At 58.8% G+C, this 15,443-nt stretch carries 11 protein-coding genes; 6 read left to right on the top strand and 5 right to left on the bottom strand.

Annotated features, from left to right (window positions below; all coding sequences use genetic code 11):
* Window positions 1-86 precede the first annotated feature (86 nt).
* Entirely contained in the window at window positions 87-1,166 is a 1,080-nt protein-coding gene (locus tag GWR55_RS06525; RefSeq protein ID WP_162401545.1) for a Gfo/Idh/MocA family protein, read from the top strand.
* A gap of 11 nt (window positions 1,167-1,177) precedes the next feature.
* On the opposite strand, the gene GWR55_RS06520 is transcribed toward GWR55_RS06525, so the two are convergent.
* Window positions 1,178-1,369 (bottom strand): hypothetical protein, encoded by a 192-nt coding sequence (locus GWR55_RS06520; protein ID WP_162401544.1) that lies wholly within the window; start codon window positions 1,367-1,369, stop codon window positions 1,178-1,180.
* Window positions 1,370-1,400: 31 nt separating this feature from the next.
* Window positions 1,401-2,162, bottom strand: a complete 762-nt coding sequence (locus GWR55_RS06515; RefSeq protein ID WP_162401543.1) for a glucose 1-dehydrogenase — start codon at window positions 2,160-2,162, stop codon at window positions 1,401-1,403.
* Window positions 2,163-2,477: 315 nt separating this feature from the next.
* Here GWR55_RS06515 and kduI point away from each other — a divergent pair, with 315 nt between their 5' ends.
* The 3 genes from kduI (at window position 2,478) to eda (ending at window position 5,157) form a co-directional block, all read left to right on the top strand.
* The gene (kduI, locus tag GWR55_RS06510) at window positions 2,478-3,308 is read left to right on the top strand and encodes a 5-dehydro-4-deoxy-D-glucuronate isomerase (RefSeq protein WP_162401542.1); all 831 of its coding nucleotides are present in this window, start codon (window positions 2,478-2,480) and stop codon (window positions 3,306-3,308) included.
* A gap of 6 nt (window positions 3,309-3,314) precedes the next feature.
* The gene (locus tag GWR55_RS06505; protein WP_162401541.1) at window positions 3,315-4,424 is read left to right on the top strand and encodes a sugar kinase; all 1,110 of its coding nucleotides are present in this window, start codon (window positions 3,315-3,317) and stop codon (window positions 4,422-4,424) included.
* Window positions 4,425-4,503: 79 nt separating this feature from the next.
* The gene (eda, locus tag GWR55_RS06500) at window positions 4,504-5,157 is read left to right on the top strand and encodes a bifunctional 4-hydroxy-2-oxoglutarate aldolase/2-dehydro-3-deoxy-phosphogluconate aldolase (protein ID WP_162401540.1); all 654 of its coding nucleotides are present in this window, start codon (window positions 4,504-4,506) and stop codon (window positions 5,155-5,157) included.
* Between the two features lie 95 nt (window positions 5,158-5,252).
* Here the strand turns inward: eda and GWR55_RS06495 are convergent, their stop codons facing one another.
* From GWR55_RS06495 to GWR55_RS06485, 3 genes are all read right to left on the bottom strand, one after another.
* Complete coding sequence (locus GWR55_RS06495; protein WP_162401539.1) at window positions 5,253-8,564, bottom strand: carboxypeptidase regulatory-like domain-containing protein; 3,312 nt, start codon at window positions 8,562-8,564, stop codon at window positions 5,253-5,255.
* A 474-nt stretch (window positions 8,565-9,038) separates the two neighbouring features.
* Window positions 9,039-12,299 (bottom strand): TonB-dependent receptor, encoded by a 3,261-nt coding sequence (locus tag GWR55_RS06490; RefSeq protein ID WP_162401538.1) that lies wholly within the window; start codon window positions 12,297-12,299, stop codon window positions 9,039-9,041.
* A 135-nt stretch (window positions 12,300-12,434) separates the two neighbouring features.
* On the bottom strand, window positions 12,435-13,580 hold the full coding sequence (locus tag GWR55_RS06485; protein ID WP_162401537.1) for an alginate lyase family protein: 1,146 nt from the start codon (window positions 13,578-13,580) through the stop codon (window positions 12,435-12,437).
* Window positions 13,581-13,688: 108 nt separating this feature from the next.
* Here GWR55_RS06485 and GWR55_RS06480 point away from each other — a divergent pair, with 108 nt between their 5' ends.
* Complete coding sequence (locus GWR55_RS06480) at window positions 13,689-14,099, top strand: hypothetical protein (RefSeq protein ID WP_162401536.1); 411 nt, start codon at window positions 13,689-13,691, stop codon at window positions 14,097-14,099.
* A gap of 167 nt (window positions 14,100-14,266) precedes the next feature.
* Complete coding sequence (locus GWR55_RS06475) at window positions 14,267-15,442, top strand: efflux RND transporter periplasmic adaptor subunit (RefSeq protein ID WP_162401535.1); 1,176 nt, start codon at window positions 14,267-14,269, stop codon at window positions 15,440-15,442.
* Window position 15,443 lies beyond the last annotated feature (1 nt).

Genomic DNA, 15,443 nt, shown 5'->3' with positions numbered 1-15,443 from the left:
ACCGGTGGTCTTCGGATGCCATGCGCAACAATGGCATTACTTTGGGGAATAGAATTGAATTTGAATCGGTAAAAGAGGTCTTCTGGATGGATTTGGAATCGATCGTCAGGGCAGCAGCTGCGCCGCGCCCCCGAACCCCGCGTCCCATCATTATGATCGGTTCCGGCGGCATCGTGCGCGACGCGCATCTCCCCGCATATGCCAAGGCTGGCTTTCCTGTGGCTACGCTGGTGGATCTCGATCTGGAAAGGGCTGAATCGCTCGCGAAGGAATTCAACATCCCACGCGGCTTCGCCTCTATCGCGGAGGCGATCCGGTTTGCTCCCAAAGATGCGATCTTCGACATCGCTACACCTGCCCGGGTGCTCCCGTCCATCCTCTCGCAACTCCCCGACGGCGGCGCAGTTCTGATGCAGAAGCCCATGGGCGACACGCTGGCTGAGGCGGCGGAGATCCTTCGCATCTGTCGCAGCAAAGGGCTGACCGCGGCGGTGAACTTTCAGCTTCGATGGGCGCCCAATATGCTAGGGGCGCGGGCCATCACCTCCTCCGGAGCGCTGGGAGAAATGCATGACATGGAAGTGAAGGTCAGCGTCCACATGCCATGGGAGCTTTGGAGCTTTCTGAGCACAGCGCCGCGCCTTGAGATCCTTTACCACTCCATCCACTACGTCGATCTGGTCCGAAGCTGGCTCGGGAATCCGCGCCGCGTCTATGCAAAGACGGTGAAGAGCCCGCAGACGCCCGCTCTGGCCGCGACCAAGAGCGTCATTATCCTGGATTACGGCGAGGACAAGCGTGCCTTCGTCGCGACCAACCATAGCCACGACTTCGACCCGCATATGCAGCGAAGCTTCGTGCAGTGGGAGGGAATGACAGGTGCGATGCGGGCACAGATGGGGGTCAACCTGAACTATCCCGCTGGCCTGCCCGACAACCTGCAGTACATCCTGCGCGACGGCACCGGGTGGAAAGATGCGCCGATCAGCGGCAACTGGTTCCCCGACGCCTTCATGGGATCGATGGGCTCACTGCAGGCCTATGTGCAGGGCGACGCCGATACACTGCCGACCAGCGTCGAAGATGCAATCGACACTATGCGAACCGTCGAAGCCGCCTACCTCTCAAGCGAGCATGGAGGTACCGAGCTTCCGGCAATCGATTAAGCGAGGTCCATTCAGGATTCTCGGGCCTGCTTCGCCTGTTCTTTAGCCAGGCGGAGCGCCTCCATCGAGAGTTCGTGCGCCTTCTGCGAAAGCTCGTGGGCCGTAAGATGGTCAGATTTATCATGTGAGGCCGCGGCGGTCATATGAGCATGCGCTGCCTGTTTGTGCAGTTCGACGATGCGCGCTTGGTTAGAGAATGTCATTTATGGTGCTCCTTTCGAGGGGCGACTCAAATCAGCGCCCCATCCAACCGCCGTCGACTGTCAGCACCGTGCCCGTTACATAGTCGCTAGCGGAGCAGCTCAAATAAAGCGCGGCCCCGGCAATATCCAGCGGCTGCCCCCAGCGTCCTGCCGGAATCCGCTCCAGAATCTGGCGGTTGCGCGTCTCGTCCGCCTGGAGAGGTTCCGTATTCGTGGTTGAAATGTAGCCCGGTGCAATCGCATTGACTTGGATTCCCTTCGGTGCCCATTCGTTGGCCAGTGCCTTGGTAAGCTGGGCAACGCCGCCCTTGCTGGCCGCGTACGCGGGAACCCGGATGCCGCCCTGGAAGCTCAGCAGGGAAGCGATGTTGACGATCTTGCCCGGAGTGTTACGGGCGATCATGTCGCGTCCGGCAAGCTGCGAGAGCTGAAAGACGCTCGTCAGGTTGACCTGCAGGACCGTTTGCCAGTCATCCAACGGATATTCGATTGCATTATGGCGGATGATGGTCCCGGCATTGTTGATCAGAATATCGATCCTGCCGAAGCGCTCCTTTACCTCGGCAAACAACTGTTCCGCTCCTGCTGTTGAGGAGAGGTCCGCCTGAAATGCCGCAGCTTGCTCGCCGATCGCCTCTGCCGTCTCGGTCGCGGGACGGCGATTCCCATGAACTGCGACGGTGGCGCCTGCCTGGGCAAGTGCTTCAGCGATGGAGGCTCCAATACCGGTGGCGGCGCCGGTCACGAGGGCAACTTTCTGGTCGAGGCGGAAGAGATCGAAGATGTTTTGCATACATCGTCACTTTAAAGGCCGCTTCGTCTGTGCAGCAAATTTCCTGTCGATGGGCTGTTCATCCGCGGTTCAAACTACCCGTGCGGTTATTGGCGATTGATTGACGGTCCGGAATCCCGTCTCGTATCGTGAGAAGGTTATCTCCGCGCCGAAGCGGCGCCTTCGATGGGACCGGAAATGACGAGCTTTTCCTGGCCCGGCTGCACGCGCTTTAGGGCATATGGCTTAGGTCCTGCTCGAACAGGGACGATATTCTTGTCTTATGCCCCTGAGAGAAGCTTTTGCAGAGAATTGCTGCACCTTGAGGAGAATGCGATGAGGCTGTATCAGATGGCAGATTCGGTCCGCTACGGGCTGATGAACACGGAAGAGCTGCGCGAGACGTTTCTTCTGGAAGACTTCTTCCAACCCGGTGAGATCGAGTTCGCTTACGTGGATCTGGATCGCACGGTGATCGGGTCGGCCGTCCCGACCGTCTCGCCCCTCAAGCTTGAGACCGAGCCGGAGCTGCGAGCCGAATTCTTCCTCGAGCGGCGTGAGCTTGGGGTCCTGAACGTCGGAGGCTCCGGAACCGTTACCGTCGATGGCAAAACCTTCGAGATGGACAAGCTCGACTGCCTCTATGTTGGCCGCTGCTCGAGGAACGTCAGCTTTGCGAGCAAAGACCCGGCTAAACCCGCCGAGTTCTACCTGCTCAGCTATCCCGCGCATGCACAGTATCCGACCGCGATGGTGAAGTTTAAAGACATTAAGCCGGTGGAGCTTGGTTCGGTCGAGACCTGCAATAAGCGCAAGATCTACAAGGCGATCTACAAGGAAGGCATCCGGAGCTGCCAGCTGGTGATGGGCTTCACCATGCTCGAGCCGGGAAGTAACTGGAACACGATGCCACCGCACACGCACATGCGGCGCAGCGAAGTTTATTTCTACTTCGACGTGGATCCCGCGCATCGTGTGCTTCACCTGATGGGGCCGCCGGACGCGACCAGCCACCTGGTGATGAAAGATAAAGAGGTTGTTGTGTCGCCCGGTTGGTCCATCCACGCCGGTGTCGGCACGAAGCACTACACATTCTGCTGGGGTATGGGCGGAGAAAACCAGGCGTATGACGATATGGATGGCGTTGCCATCGCGGAGCTTCGATAGAAAACAATGAGTGAGTCGACAAGTCTAAAGATTCGTAAAAAAGAAGAGAGCAAGTGGGATCTGGTCAGCCTGGGCGAAGTGATGCTTCGTCTCGATCCGGGCGACGTTCGTGTCGCGACGACGCGACAGTTTCAGGTGTGGGAAGGCGGTGGCGAATACAACGTTGCTCGCGGCCTTCGCCGCTGCTTCGGCCTGAAGACGGCCATCGTGACCGCGCTCGCCGACAATCCGGTCGGTCGCCTCGTCGAGGACCTCATGAACCAGGGCGGCGTGGACCAGAGCCACGTGAAATGGGTCAAGTATGACGGCGTCGGCCGCACGGTTCGCAACGGTTTGAACTTTACGGAGCGCGGATTTGGTGTGCGCGCAGCGTTGGGCTGCTCCGACCGCGGCAACACCGCAGTCTCGCAACTCAAGCCGGGTCAGATCGACTGGGACGAGATCTTCGGCAAGGAAGGCGCTCGCTGGTTCCACACCGGCGGTATCTTCTGCGCTCTGAGTGAGACGACGCCTGAGGTCTGCAAAGAGGCCCTGGTGGCTGCCCGCAAGCATGGCGTCATCACCAGCTATGACCTCAACTACCGCGACTCTCTCTGGAAATCGATCGGCGGCAAGGCGAAGGCGACCGAGGTCAATCGCGATCTTGCACAGTACGTCGATGTCATGATCGGCAATGAAGAGGACTTCACCGCAGCGCTCGGCTTCGAGATCGAAGGCGTGGGCGACGACCTGGGCGAACTGGATTCGGCCAACTTCCGCAAGATGATCGAGAAAGCCGTCGCGACCTACCCAAACTTCAAGGCCGTTGCGACCACGCTGCGTCATGCGAAGACGGCGAGCGTCAACGACTGGGGCGCGGTCTGCTACTACGAGGGCCAGTTCCACGAGGCTCGTCCGATGCCTGATCTCGAGATCTTCGATCGCGTCGGCGGCGGCGACTCCTTCGCCTCGGGCCTGATCTACGGCTTCCTCAACGAGAAGGGCGCTGACTGGGCGGTCAACTGTGGCTGTGCTCATGGCGCGCTGGCGATGACGACCCCCGGCGACACGACGATGGCAACCTTCGACGAGGTGCAGCGCGTGATGAAGGGCGGCGGCGCTCGCGTTCAGCGGTAGGCAGAATCTTATCAATACAGGCCCGGCTGAGCGAGATCTCAGCCGGGCTTCAGACACTTCAGGAAAGAGAGTAATTCCCATGACGAAAGCCGCTGTATTGGCTTCATTGAAACAGATTGGACTGGTTCCGGTGCTTCGGGCCGAGTCAGTCGACAAGGCGCTGGCGCTGGTAGAGGCAATTGCCGCTGGCGGCGTTACGGCAATGGAAGTCACGATGACCGTTCCCGGCGCGATCCAGGTGATGCGCAAGCTGGCGGAGCAGCGTCCCGACCTGCTGATCGGCGCAGGCACGGTGCTCGACGCCGAGACAGCTCGGGCCTGCATCCTCGAGGGCGCAAAGTTTGTCGTCAGCCCGGCGCTGAACATCAAGACCATCGAGATGTGCCATCGCTACTCCATCGCTGCGCTTCCGGGCGCCCTTACTCCGACCGAGGTGATCACGGCCTGGGAGGCTGGCGCCGACGTGGTGAAGATCTTCCCGGCCAGCGCGATGGGCGGAGCGAAGTACCTCAGTTCGCTGAAGGCTCCATTGCCCCAGGTGGAGATGATCCCGACCGGCGGCGTCTCGCTGGAAACGGCAAAGAGCTTCCTCGATGCCGGAGCCTTTGCGCTCGGCGTCGGTGCCGACCTGGTGAACACCAAGGCGATGGCCGAGGGCAAGCCCGAGATCGTGACCGAGAGCGCAAAGAAGTATATGGCGATCGTCAGGGAATTTCAGGCAGGGAAGAAGTAGCCCTGAGTTCTATTCGAATCGACAAAAAGTTTTATGCAAATGAGAAAGGGCCCGGGATATTCTCCGGGCCCTTTCTCTCGCTGCTTTGACGGCGGTTAGAAATGCACTCGGAGTACGAACTCCATCGTGCGTGGATCGGTAGCGCTGGTTACCTGACCGAAGGCATTCTGGAATTTACCGGCCGAGCTGAAGTTCGGCTGATACGATCCGTCCGGCTGCTGAGCGCCCAGAGCAGGACTGGTCGAACCGCCAATCTGAAAGGGCGACAGATGGTTCGGAGCGTTGAACATCTCAGCGCGGAACTCCATTCCAATCTGTTCGTGAATCGCAATATTCTTCTGCAGCGCTACGTCCCAGTTGTCGAACAGCGGTCCTTTGAGGGCATCATAGCCCAGATTGCCGTAGGTTCCGGGAGCCGGCGCCTGAAAGGCAGCGGGATTCAGGTACTGCTTGCCGTCGCCGGTGTGCGAATAAGGATCGCCAACCAGATTCGGCCGCTGTGCAACGCTGGAGGTCGTAACCAGATTGCCTGCTACCGACAGGCCGGAGGGTTGAATAACGTTAATGGGCAGGCCGCTCGCGATACGGGTAATGCCCGAGAGCTGCCAGCCGCCGAGTGCCTGTTTATACCACTCGTGCTCATGCTGCCAGAACGGAATGGGATAGACATAGCTCGCAACAAATATCTTTGGCTGGTTGTAGTTGGCCGGACCGTAATCGGCGTGAAGGTTGGTGCTGTCCTGCGGCTGGTAATCGAAGCTGGAACCGTTGGTCAGAGCACTGGACCAGGTCCAGGAGACCGTAGCAATACCGCTGCTACCGAAGCGGGACTGCAGGCGCACTTGCATCGAGTTGTAATTAGCCTCTCCGCCGTTGGTGTACTGGTAGATTTCGCCATAGCCCTTGTAAGGACGGAGTGCGTTGCGCTGCTTGATCGTTGGATTGGCTTGTTCGGTGCCGGCGGGAGCCTGGTTGAGGTTCTTACGATAAGTAAGATTCGACGAATTCGAGCCTACATAGTTAATCTCAAGGGAGGTGTTGTTGAGCAGTTTCTGTTGTATGCCCAGGCTATAGCTGTGAATCCGCGGGGGCGCAAGATTGCGTGCCGCAGAATTGCCAATATTCGTCGGAGTTGCACTGAGGCCGATGCTGCCCAGGTTATCGGCATTGCCGGCGCTGGCGAGGCTGGCAACTGCGGTGAAGGGCAGTTGTGAAGAAGCGCCGTAGATGTAATTCCCTTCAACACGCTCGTAGGAGATGCCGTAGCCGCCATGCAGAACAGTCTCTTGCCTGCCGGTTACGTCATAGGCAAACCCAACGCGTGGCGCAAAGGTGTTGTAGACGGTGTTGACGATACCGGAGGGCAGATTATGAAACAGCGCCTGCACCTGCGGGTTGTTGTAAACCGAAGGTGCGACGACTTGCTTGGCCTTCTCCGAGAAACCGGTACCAGGCAAAACCAGGCCATTGTACGGAGAAGGATTGGAGGTGATGACACCGGTTGTCGGGCTAACGGTCGCAGCCTGCGCCGGATCATAGGAGTTGGGATCGAAGAAGGCGGTGTTGTTCGGCCAGCTGTAGATCGGCGGCATGTACTGCCAGCGCAGTCCCAGGTTCAGGGTAAGCCGGCGATTCACGGTCCAATCGTCTTGCACGTAGGTCTCGAACTGCGTGAAGCGAGCTTGAATCTGTGGGATGTTGCTGCCTTCGGTGTACTGTGTGAAGTTGCCGGATACAAGACCAGCCAGGTTCGCAAAAGTAAAAGCTCCATTCAGCTGTGGTGGCGCGGTCTGGTTCTTACGGGCGCGCCAGAAGTAGGCCCCGACCTTCAGTGTGTGATTGCCCAGTACGCGGGAGAAATCATCTTTCATGGCGTAGATGCGCTGGTAGTTGTCGAACTGTCTCGGTGACACGCCGGGATTGCCATAGCCGGAGATTGTGATCTGTGGGATGATGGCAGACGCGTTGTACAGGGTTGCATACGTCATGCCATAGTCAGAACGGTTGATGGACCTGTTGCCGAACTGTGGATTCGCCCGAATGTTTCCGCCCTCATTGATGATGTTTCCCGAGTAAGAGGCCACGGCCGTGTTTACGGTCTTCGCATCGAAGGTGTGGGTCCAGGACACAGAGCTCGTAAGGCCGGGGATAGTTCGGTCATAGATGACAAAGTTGGTCGGATTGCCTACGTTGAGCACGTTGTCATGAACGAAGTGCCCGCTGATCGTGTTTTTCTCGTTGAGGTTGTAATCGACCTTGACCAGATACTCCGACTGATTGTTGTTCCCCAGGCTTAGATAACGGTAATTTCCGCTGGGATCCTGCAGTACGGATGAGGCCAGGGCGCGACCAGTTGCGGTGGATGGTCCAGTAGCAATGGCATCTGCAATGGCTTGCGGCGTTGGGACCGTCACATTGGTTACGGTTGAAGTACGCAGGCGCTTGAACTCCTGAGCTGCAAAGAAAAAGAGTTTGTCGCGGTTCTGGTTGAAGACGCCGGGAATCCAGACGGGACCGCCGATGGTGTAGCCAAAGTCGTTGTAGCGCAGGGGAGCCTTGATGGGCTTCTGGCTGTAAGAGCTGATGGCGCGGAAGGGATAGGCCTGAATCGCATCGTTGCGGATGTATTCGTATACGTTGCCGTGGAAGTCGCGCCCTCCGCTCTTGATAGCGACCGAAACAGTCGCACCGGAGGTGCCGCCGTAGCTGGCATCGTAGCTGGAGGCGACGTTACGGAACTGCTGCAGCGAGTCCGGCGAGATGTTGACGAAGTTATTGCCGCCGCCGCCGTTATCCTTGTTGTCGACACCATCGATGAAATAGTTCGCGGAATCGGTGCGGATACCGTTGACCGACTGAGAGCTGCCGCTCACACCGTAAGTCCCGAAGAGGGCGAAACCGCCCGCGATCGTTTGCGATACGCCAGGCTGCAGGGTCAGGAGCTGGATATAGTTGCGCCCGTTTAACTGGATCTGGGTGGCTTCGGTGCTCGTAATGACGCCGCCGATCTCAGCACTCGTGGTTTGGATAGGAACGATGCCGGCTTGCACCTCAACAGATTCGGTGGCCTGACCGACCGCAAGTTGTACGGGAACATCGGGCTTACCGCCGATGTCGACGTTCACTCCTGCCAGCACCGACTTCTTGAAGCCGTTCATGGTCGTCGTAATGGAGTAAACGCCGACCGGAATGTTGAGGACAGTGAAATTGCCATCGGCATTGGACTTTACGGTACGGCTCGCTCCGGTGGCTTCGTTGGTAACGACGATATCCGCATCGGGGACGGCAGCTCCGGTTGGATCGGTGACCGTTCCGGTAATCTGCTGTCGATCCATAGATTGGGCCAACATCAGCCCGGCGGATGAAACAAGTAAAAGAAACGTGAAGACCATGAATAGACGCTTCATTACGACCTCCTGAAAATGAACGAACTTCAACAGCGCCATAAAATGTGCCCTCTTGTGGCGGCACCATTTCAAAGATGAATTGGCATTTATTACGCGAGCAAAAAAATATAGAGGTCGGGGTGGCTGTGTCAAATAAATAATTGAGCTCCCGCGGAGCCAAAAATGTGAAAAACTCGTCCTTTGCCAGACAAACTGCTTCTGCGGTCCGGATTAAATTCGGATAGGCACATAATCCCCGCTCACCCACAGCAGGGGAACCGGGGAGACGTTCCCGATAGCAGGTGAATTTTCAATAGGCTGAGCGATGTTGCACATCCTCCATTCGATGGAGGAGTGGAGGAATCTCCGGCAAATCGCCCGGAGACGAAATTTAGGATTTCGGGGCAATCGAGAGCGGGGTTTTGACAGGCTATTCGGTACAAAAAGGAAGGCCGCTGCACTCGGCAGCGGCCTTCCTGTCTACGTTGGTTTCGTTTAGAAACTGGCGCGGAGTGACAGCTGAATCTGACGGTTCGCTCCGATGCCCACCTGGTTGCCAACGGTTGCCGACTTTACGCCCCACGATGAGCCTGCCAGGGACTGGGTGAAGGCATTGCCGGGCTGGCTGGCTGAAGTGAGCGTCTGGTTCAGGCGCACGTTGCCGGGGTTGGCGAAGTTGGGGTGGTTGAGGACGTTGTAGATCTCCGAACGGAATTCGATGTTGGCGCGCTCGGTAAGGTGGAACTGTTTTGAGAGCGTCAGGTCGAGTTGAGCGAGATTAGGACCGCTGAGGTTGTTACGCCGGAAGTTTCCGAAGGTTCCCGGCGCTGGTGTCGTAAAGGCCGCCGGATTCAGGTAGTTGTATCCATTCTTCAGGTAGGGGTTGACTCCGGGGACGATGTCGGGACGACGGACGTTACGGCTGTTTCCGCCTCCGGGGACGTTGACGACGGCAGTGGTCTGGACGACTCCATTGGTTACAACGGGCGAGCCGAAGACCTGTCCTGCGATGGAGGTTCCGGGATTGCCGACATAGGCAAGATCGGGCCGCGTGATCAGGACATCGATCGGCAGGCCACTGCGGAAGTTTGTGATGCCGCCGATCTGCCATCCGCCTGCGAGCACGTCCATCGGACCGGAGAAGCTGAAGGTCCTGCCGTGGCCGAAGGGGAGGTCATACAGCAGATTGACGTTGAGGCTGTGGCGAATGTCAAAGTTGCCACGGCCATACTCCGGCCTGGCCCCGAAGACCTGAATGGGAGCCTGAGAGGTATTGGCTTCGTTCGATCCCGAGGAGGTTCCAAGCTCCTTGGCCCAGGTGTACTGCGCACCAAGGGATAGCCCCTTGGTGAATCGGCGCACAAGCTGGGTCTGCAGAGCGTTGTACATATCCGTACCGCCCGAAGTCTTGTAGTCGACCTCGGCAAAACGGCCGCCGAACTCGCGGACTGCCGTTCCAGCACCGGTCGTGGGATTGGTAGTTGCCCTGGTAATGAGGTTGGTGACAGAACGCATAAAGAGATTGCGTCCGGTCGAGCCAACGTATCCAACCATCAGCTGCATATCGCCCGGCAGCCTCTGCTGGATGGAGGCAGTGTAGGTGGTGACGCGCTCAGGAATCCGGTAATTGGGTGAATAAGCGCGCGGCTGGTAGCCCAGGGTGGGGCTGTTGATGTCGTAGTTCGCGTAGACGTCAGCCTGCGGATTGATCGGGTAGACTTTGCCGGAGGTGAAGGTACGGGTGACGCGGTCGTTGGCTTCGGGCTGGATCTGATCTTCGGTCTGGCCTGGTCCGTAGAAGACGCCGCCGCCAATGCGGAAGACGGTGTCGCCGTGCAGGGTATTGGGAGCCCAGGTAAGGGCGAGGCGGGGACCGAAGTTGGTCTTGCTGCTCTTGTACCAGTCACCGGAGTACTTGGGATAGATGGTTCCGGCGACCATGTCGAAGATGACGTCCTTGTTGCGGGTCTCATGCAGGGGCGAGTAGAACTCGTAGCGCAGACCGTAGCTGAGGGTCAGGTTAGGACGCAGCTTCCACTCATCCTGGGCATAGCCGATGTAATAGGCCTGCTTGACATGGGCATTGCCGCTGAGACCGGTGAAGGGGCTCTTGTCGCTGAGATCGCCGTAGAACTGGATCTGCGAGGGCGAGTTGGAGAGGAAGGAGGAGACGTTCTGGTAGGTGTAGGTGGTTCCGCCGATCTGGTCGTTATAGAGACCGACGGGACGAATCTCCACACCGAACTTCAGGTTGTGATTGCCCTTGAGGACGGAGAGGTTATCGATATAGGAGAAGGTCTGGCCGGTATAGGGCGCGCCGACTCCGTTGAACGAGCTGGAGAGCGAAATGAGAGAGCCGACGTTCGTCAGGCCGCCGACGGCGATACGGGTGCGGCTGAGATCAGCGTTCGGGCTGGGGCCGGGGATGCCGAGCACGCGCATGTAGATGCCGTTGTAGCCGAACTTGGTCTCGTTGAAGATGTGCGGCGTCCAGACCTGGGTCAGGGCAAGAACACCGTTCTGGGGAACGGAAACCTGGCCGAACTTGCTGAGTGAGGCGTCCTGGATCTGCGACGAGGTGCCCTGGTCGCGGTTGTAACGCGCATACATGCTGAAGCGGTCGTTGATGTGATAGTCGAAGCGAACGGCGCCGAAGTCTTCCTGGATGGTATTGGCCCCGATGGTGGTTACGGTCTGCTGCAGAACGCCGGGAACGATCGGGTTGGGGTCAGTAGGGAATGAGCCGAGCAGGGAATAAACCGCGCTGTTGGGAGAGACCAGCGAACGGGCGTAGTTGGACAGGGTGGCCTGGGTATAGGGGGCTGCCCAAGTCTGGCGCAGACCTTCGTAGTTGCCGAAGAAGAAGAGCTTATCCTTGAAGATGGGACCGCCAATGGAGCCGCCGAACTGGTTGAGGCGGAACTTCGGATTGCCCTTGCCGCGCTGGTTGAAGGTGTTGCGGGCGTCAAAGAAGTCGTTGCGGAGATACTCGAAGACCGAGCCGTGCAGATTGTTGCTGCCGGACCTGGTGATGAAGCTGATCTGTCCTCCGGTTCCCGTACCCATCTCCGCGGGATAACTGGAGGAGTCGATACGGAACTCCTGAACGGCCTCGAGGGACTGCTGGAGGCGGAAGAGGGAGCCGAGCTCGCCGTTCAGGTTGCCCGGGGACGTGTCGATGATTGAGGTGGCTTCGATACCGTCGAGGCGGATAATGTTCTGTTCGACTGCACGACCGGAAAAACGGATGTCACCGAAGGTTCCGGAGCCGGAGTTGGTTGCTCCGGGAACAAGCAGGTAGAGCTGAGAGATCTGGCGGCCGTTAATGGGTAGGTCCTGGATCTCGCGCGCGCTGACGTTGCCTCCGATTCTTGCGGACTCGGTATCGAGAGCTGTGGTGCCGGACTCTACGGTGATGGTGCTCTGCGAGCTTTCTACACGGAGGGTGAAGTTGCGATTAATCTCCTGGCCTACCTGGAGAAGAATCCCCTTGGCTTGAAGGGTGGAGAAGCCGGTGTGGGAGACCGTCAGAGTGTAGGTCGATGGCGGAAGCTGGACGAGGGTGAACTGGCCGGAGTTGTTGGTGTTTGTCGTGCGCTGACGACCGGTACCCTCGTCGGTGAGGGTGACGTTTGCGTCAGTGAGCGCGGAGCCTGATGGGTCTGTAAGGAAGCCGGTGATACTTCCTGTGCTGGTCTGGGCAAAACTCTCGGAAAGAAGTACGAACAGAATAAATAGTAGACGTAGGGGTTTCATTGGGCCTCTTCGGTCGAGTATTGGAGGGCCATATGAAAATCGCGTTAGTTTTCGATGAATAGCAGAACTATTCAGCAGGTGGTGTGTCTAAAATGCGCAGGTTTAGCGGTTACGTTAATGCACGGTGAAAATGAATCATGGGTGGGGACGAGTGACCCAGAGGAGAGGCTGGCGGATGGGGAAGGTGCGGTCCAGTTCGGGGTTCGAAGTATCGGCTGGAAGAGTACGCCAGGTCTCGGCGTATTCAGGACGGCTATAGACGCGGGCGGCGAAGAGAAGGGCGGGACGCCGAAGGGGAAGCTCATTGAAGAATTTTGCGTCGGCGCGGTACGGCCACGATCTGCGGTCGGCGATGAACGGATATAGCTTTGCTATGGCAATGCGCATGCCGGGACCGTCCTGCAGCTCATAGTCCCAGACGCTCTCAAACCGGGTGGAGAGCAGTTCGCAGCAGCCGGCGAGCATGTCGAGATTGAAGAGGCTGTTGCGGTAAGGATTGGGAGTTGTGAGCTCGCGGGCAAACGTTCCATCGAAGGAGATCTGGGCGCGGAGGGTTGTAGACCGGAACTGGTGGCGCAGTGTGGTGAGCGGGCTATCGTCCTTGAGATTCAGTCGCGCACAAGCGGCTGCCTGAAGGAGCCAGGAGGAGCCGTTGTGGTCGTGCATGTCGCGGGCGAGCCCGGCGGTGCGTGAAGAGTTGAGCCAATCGAGATAACCGGTAAACCACTTAACGGTGGTTACTCCATCTTCAGGGGACAACGCGTCAGAGTTGGAGAGAAATTGAAGGCTCTGCGCGACCTCGGCCAGGTGAACGGCCTCAACCAGACCCTCGGGACGGCCGGTCTTTGCAGGCGGAACGACCTGGGCGTATTCCAGGTTGGGAGTCATGGAGGTATCAGGGGCGACGAACCAGGCGTGAAGATGGGCGGCGGCGTGCTTGGCGTAACGCTCCTCTTTGGTGAGGACATAAGCTGCGGTGAGGGCTGGGACGATATGGGCCAGCGACAGAAGGGCGTCACGATGAGCGGTGAAGGTGCCGGGCTCAGAGTAGTAGTCGTGAGGTGATCCCGGGGAGTTTGGGGAGGGCAGGGTGGTGAGCGGGGCAGGCGGCTGGGTGAGCGCATGATCGGCAGCGGAGAGGATGCGGTCGTGATCGATTCCGGCTACGTTGGGACGGGTGGGAGTTCCGGTCGAAGGCTGAGCGGAGAGATTGCGGGCAAGCAGCAGGGTGGCTGTGTGGCAGGCGAGGCAGGAGCAGAAGTGTCTGCGTGTCAGGGACATGTCAGCGACCTTGCCGGGAAGAGTATCACGGTGTCGCCGGGATGGGAGCGGCTAACACTGTCATGAAGGTCTGCGTCCAAGATAGATAGAGTGTTCCGCTGTACCCCGATGGTATGGTGGATGGAGATGATTCTGGACTTCGGCAGAACGAAACAGGAGCAATGGGCGCGCGGGGCTGGAATAGCGCTGTGCCTGCTGGTTCTTGTGTTCGCGTTCGCGGCGAAGCTCTCGTGGTATCAGCCGAAGAGCATCGGAATGCCGGTAAGGACGTTGTCCTCGAGCAAGATGTGGCAACATGAGGCGAAGATTGCTGCCGCCATGCTGTCAGCGCCGGAAGATTCAGGAATGGCCGCGGGAATCGTGGCGAGCATCGCTTCGTTGTTGTTGTTTGTGGTCGCGGCACAGCACATGCTGGAGTTTCGACCCACGGGTGAGTGGATGGAATGCGAGACTGCGTTTGCGGTCCGCCGCGCGAGGTTCGCCCGAATCTCGCAGTTCCGAGCACCCCCAGTCCGTTAATTTCTTCTTTTTAAACGGGTTATCGGTTCCTCTGGCGGAGGCGTGTCTCTGTCTGGATGCCGACAGATGCAGTTCCACCTCTAAAACGAAATGTGAGTGAGTTGGCTATGGACTGGTCCTGGTGTGCTCGGCGGTGTGCGCTGCCTTGTGTTTGTGCCGCCTTGTTGGTGGGAGCTGTTGCGGGGTGCAAGAAGAGTGAAGACGGAAATACGGCGGAGGCGGCTACGACGCCCCGGGTTGCGGTTGTGCCGGTGATGCGCCAAGCGCTGACGAAGAACCTGACGGTCGCGGGCGAGTTTATTCCTTTTCAGGAGGTAGAACTGCACGCCAAGGTCGCAGGGTATATCCGGAAGATCAATGTCGACATTGGCGACAGGGTCCGCAAAGGACAGGTGCTGGCGACGCTTGAAATTCCCGAGCTTACGGCGCAGGTCTCAGGCGCCGAGGCCGGGATACGGCACAGCCAGGAAGAGATTGCACTTGCCAAGAGCCAGGTGGCGCGGGCCGAGGCCGATCACAATGCGCTGCATATCGCTGCCGAACGTCTGAAGCAGGCTGCAGCGGCCCGGCCGGGAATGATTGCCCAGCAAGAGATCGACGATGCCGAGGCGAAAGACGCCGCATCGGAGGCGCAGGTGGCCGTCGCCAAGGCTACCGTGGCAGCCCAGCAGCAACAGGCGGATGTCGCCAGGGCTGAGCATCTGCACTACTCATCGCTCGCGAGCTACTCGCGGATTACGGCGCCGTTCGATGGGATTGTGACGTGGCGGTACGCCGATACGGGAGCCCTGATTCAGGCAGGGACCTCGAATGCAGGATCGATGCCTGTGGTGAAAGTCGCCGAAGTGAAGGTGCTGCGCTTGCGCATTCCGGTTCCGGAGTCGCTGGCAGGTTATGTGCGTGAGGGCGACACAGCCGACGTTCAAGTGCAGGCGACAGGCGACCACTTTACGGGCAAGGTAGTGCGGACGACGGGAGCGTTGGACCGCGCGACGCGAAGCCTGCAGGTGGAAGTAGACGTGCCGAATCCGAAGTCGAAGCTGACCCCGGGGATGTACGCAGATGTGACGCTGCAGATTGCAGGGAATCCGAGTGCGCTGACGATTCCGGTGCAGGCGCTGGATCAAGGGTCGAACGGAACGTCGGTGCTGGTGGTCGACGGAAGCAATGAAGTGCAGCGGAGGGCGGTGCGAGTGGGGCTGACGACTCCGGACAAGGTACAGATTCTGGATGGCGTTCACCAGGGAGAGCAGGTGATTGTGGGCAATCTCGCCTCGTATGAGCCTGGGCAGAAGGTGAATCCGCGGGCGAGCGCCATGGCGGGCAGCGGGAAGGAGGAGTAGC

Source organism: Edaphobacter sp. 12200R-103, assembly GCF_010093025.1.
Taxonomy (GTDB): domain Bacteria; phylum Acidobacteriota; class Terriglobia; order Terriglobales; family Acidobacteriaceae; genus Edaphobacter.
This window is presented reverse-complemented; position numbering and strand designations above follow the sequence as displayed.

Excerpts from the sequence above, each read along its gene's own strand:
- GWR55_RS06505 (WP_162401541.1), top strand. The coding sequence starts at position 3,315 with ATGAGTGAGTCGACAAGTCTAAAGATTCGTAAAAAAGAAGAGAGCAAG.
- GWR55_RS06525 (WP_162401545.1), top strand. The coding sequence starts at position 87 with ATGGATTTGGAATCGATCGTCAGGGCAGCAGCTGCGCCGCGCCCCCGA.
- GWR55_RS06490 (WP_162401538.1), bottom strand. The coding sequence starts at position 12,299 with ATGAAACCCCTACGTCTACTATTTATTCTGTTCGTACTTCTTTCCGAG.
- GWR55_RS06520 (WP_162401544.1), bottom strand. The coding sequence starts at position 1,369 with ATGACATTCTCTAACCAAGCGCGCATCGTCGAACTGCACAAACAGGCA.
- kduI (WP_162401542.1), top strand. The coding sequence starts at position 2,478 with ATGAGGCTGTATCAGATGGCAGATTCGGTCCGCTACGGGCTGATGAAC.
- GWR55_RS06495 (WP_162401539.1), bottom strand. The coding sequence starts at position 8,564 with ATGAAGCGTCTATTCATGGTCTTCACGTTTCTTTTACTTGTTTCATCC.
- GWR55_RS06485 (WP_162401537.1), bottom strand. The coding sequence starts at position 13,580 with ATGTCCCTGACACGCAGACACTTCTGCTCCTGCCTCGCCTGCCACACA.
- eda (WP_162401540.1), top strand. The coding sequence starts at position 4,504 with ATGACGAAAGCCGCTGTATTGGCTTCATTGAAACAGATTGGACTGGTT.
- GWR55_RS06515 (WP_162401543.1), bottom strand. The coding sequence starts at position 2,162 with ATGCAAAACATCTTCGATCTCTTCCGCCTCGACCAGAAAGTTGCCCTC.
- GWR55_RS06480 (WP_162401536.1), top strand. The coding sequence starts at position 13,689 with ATGGTATGGTGGATGGAGATGATTCTGGACTTCGGCAGAACGAAACAG.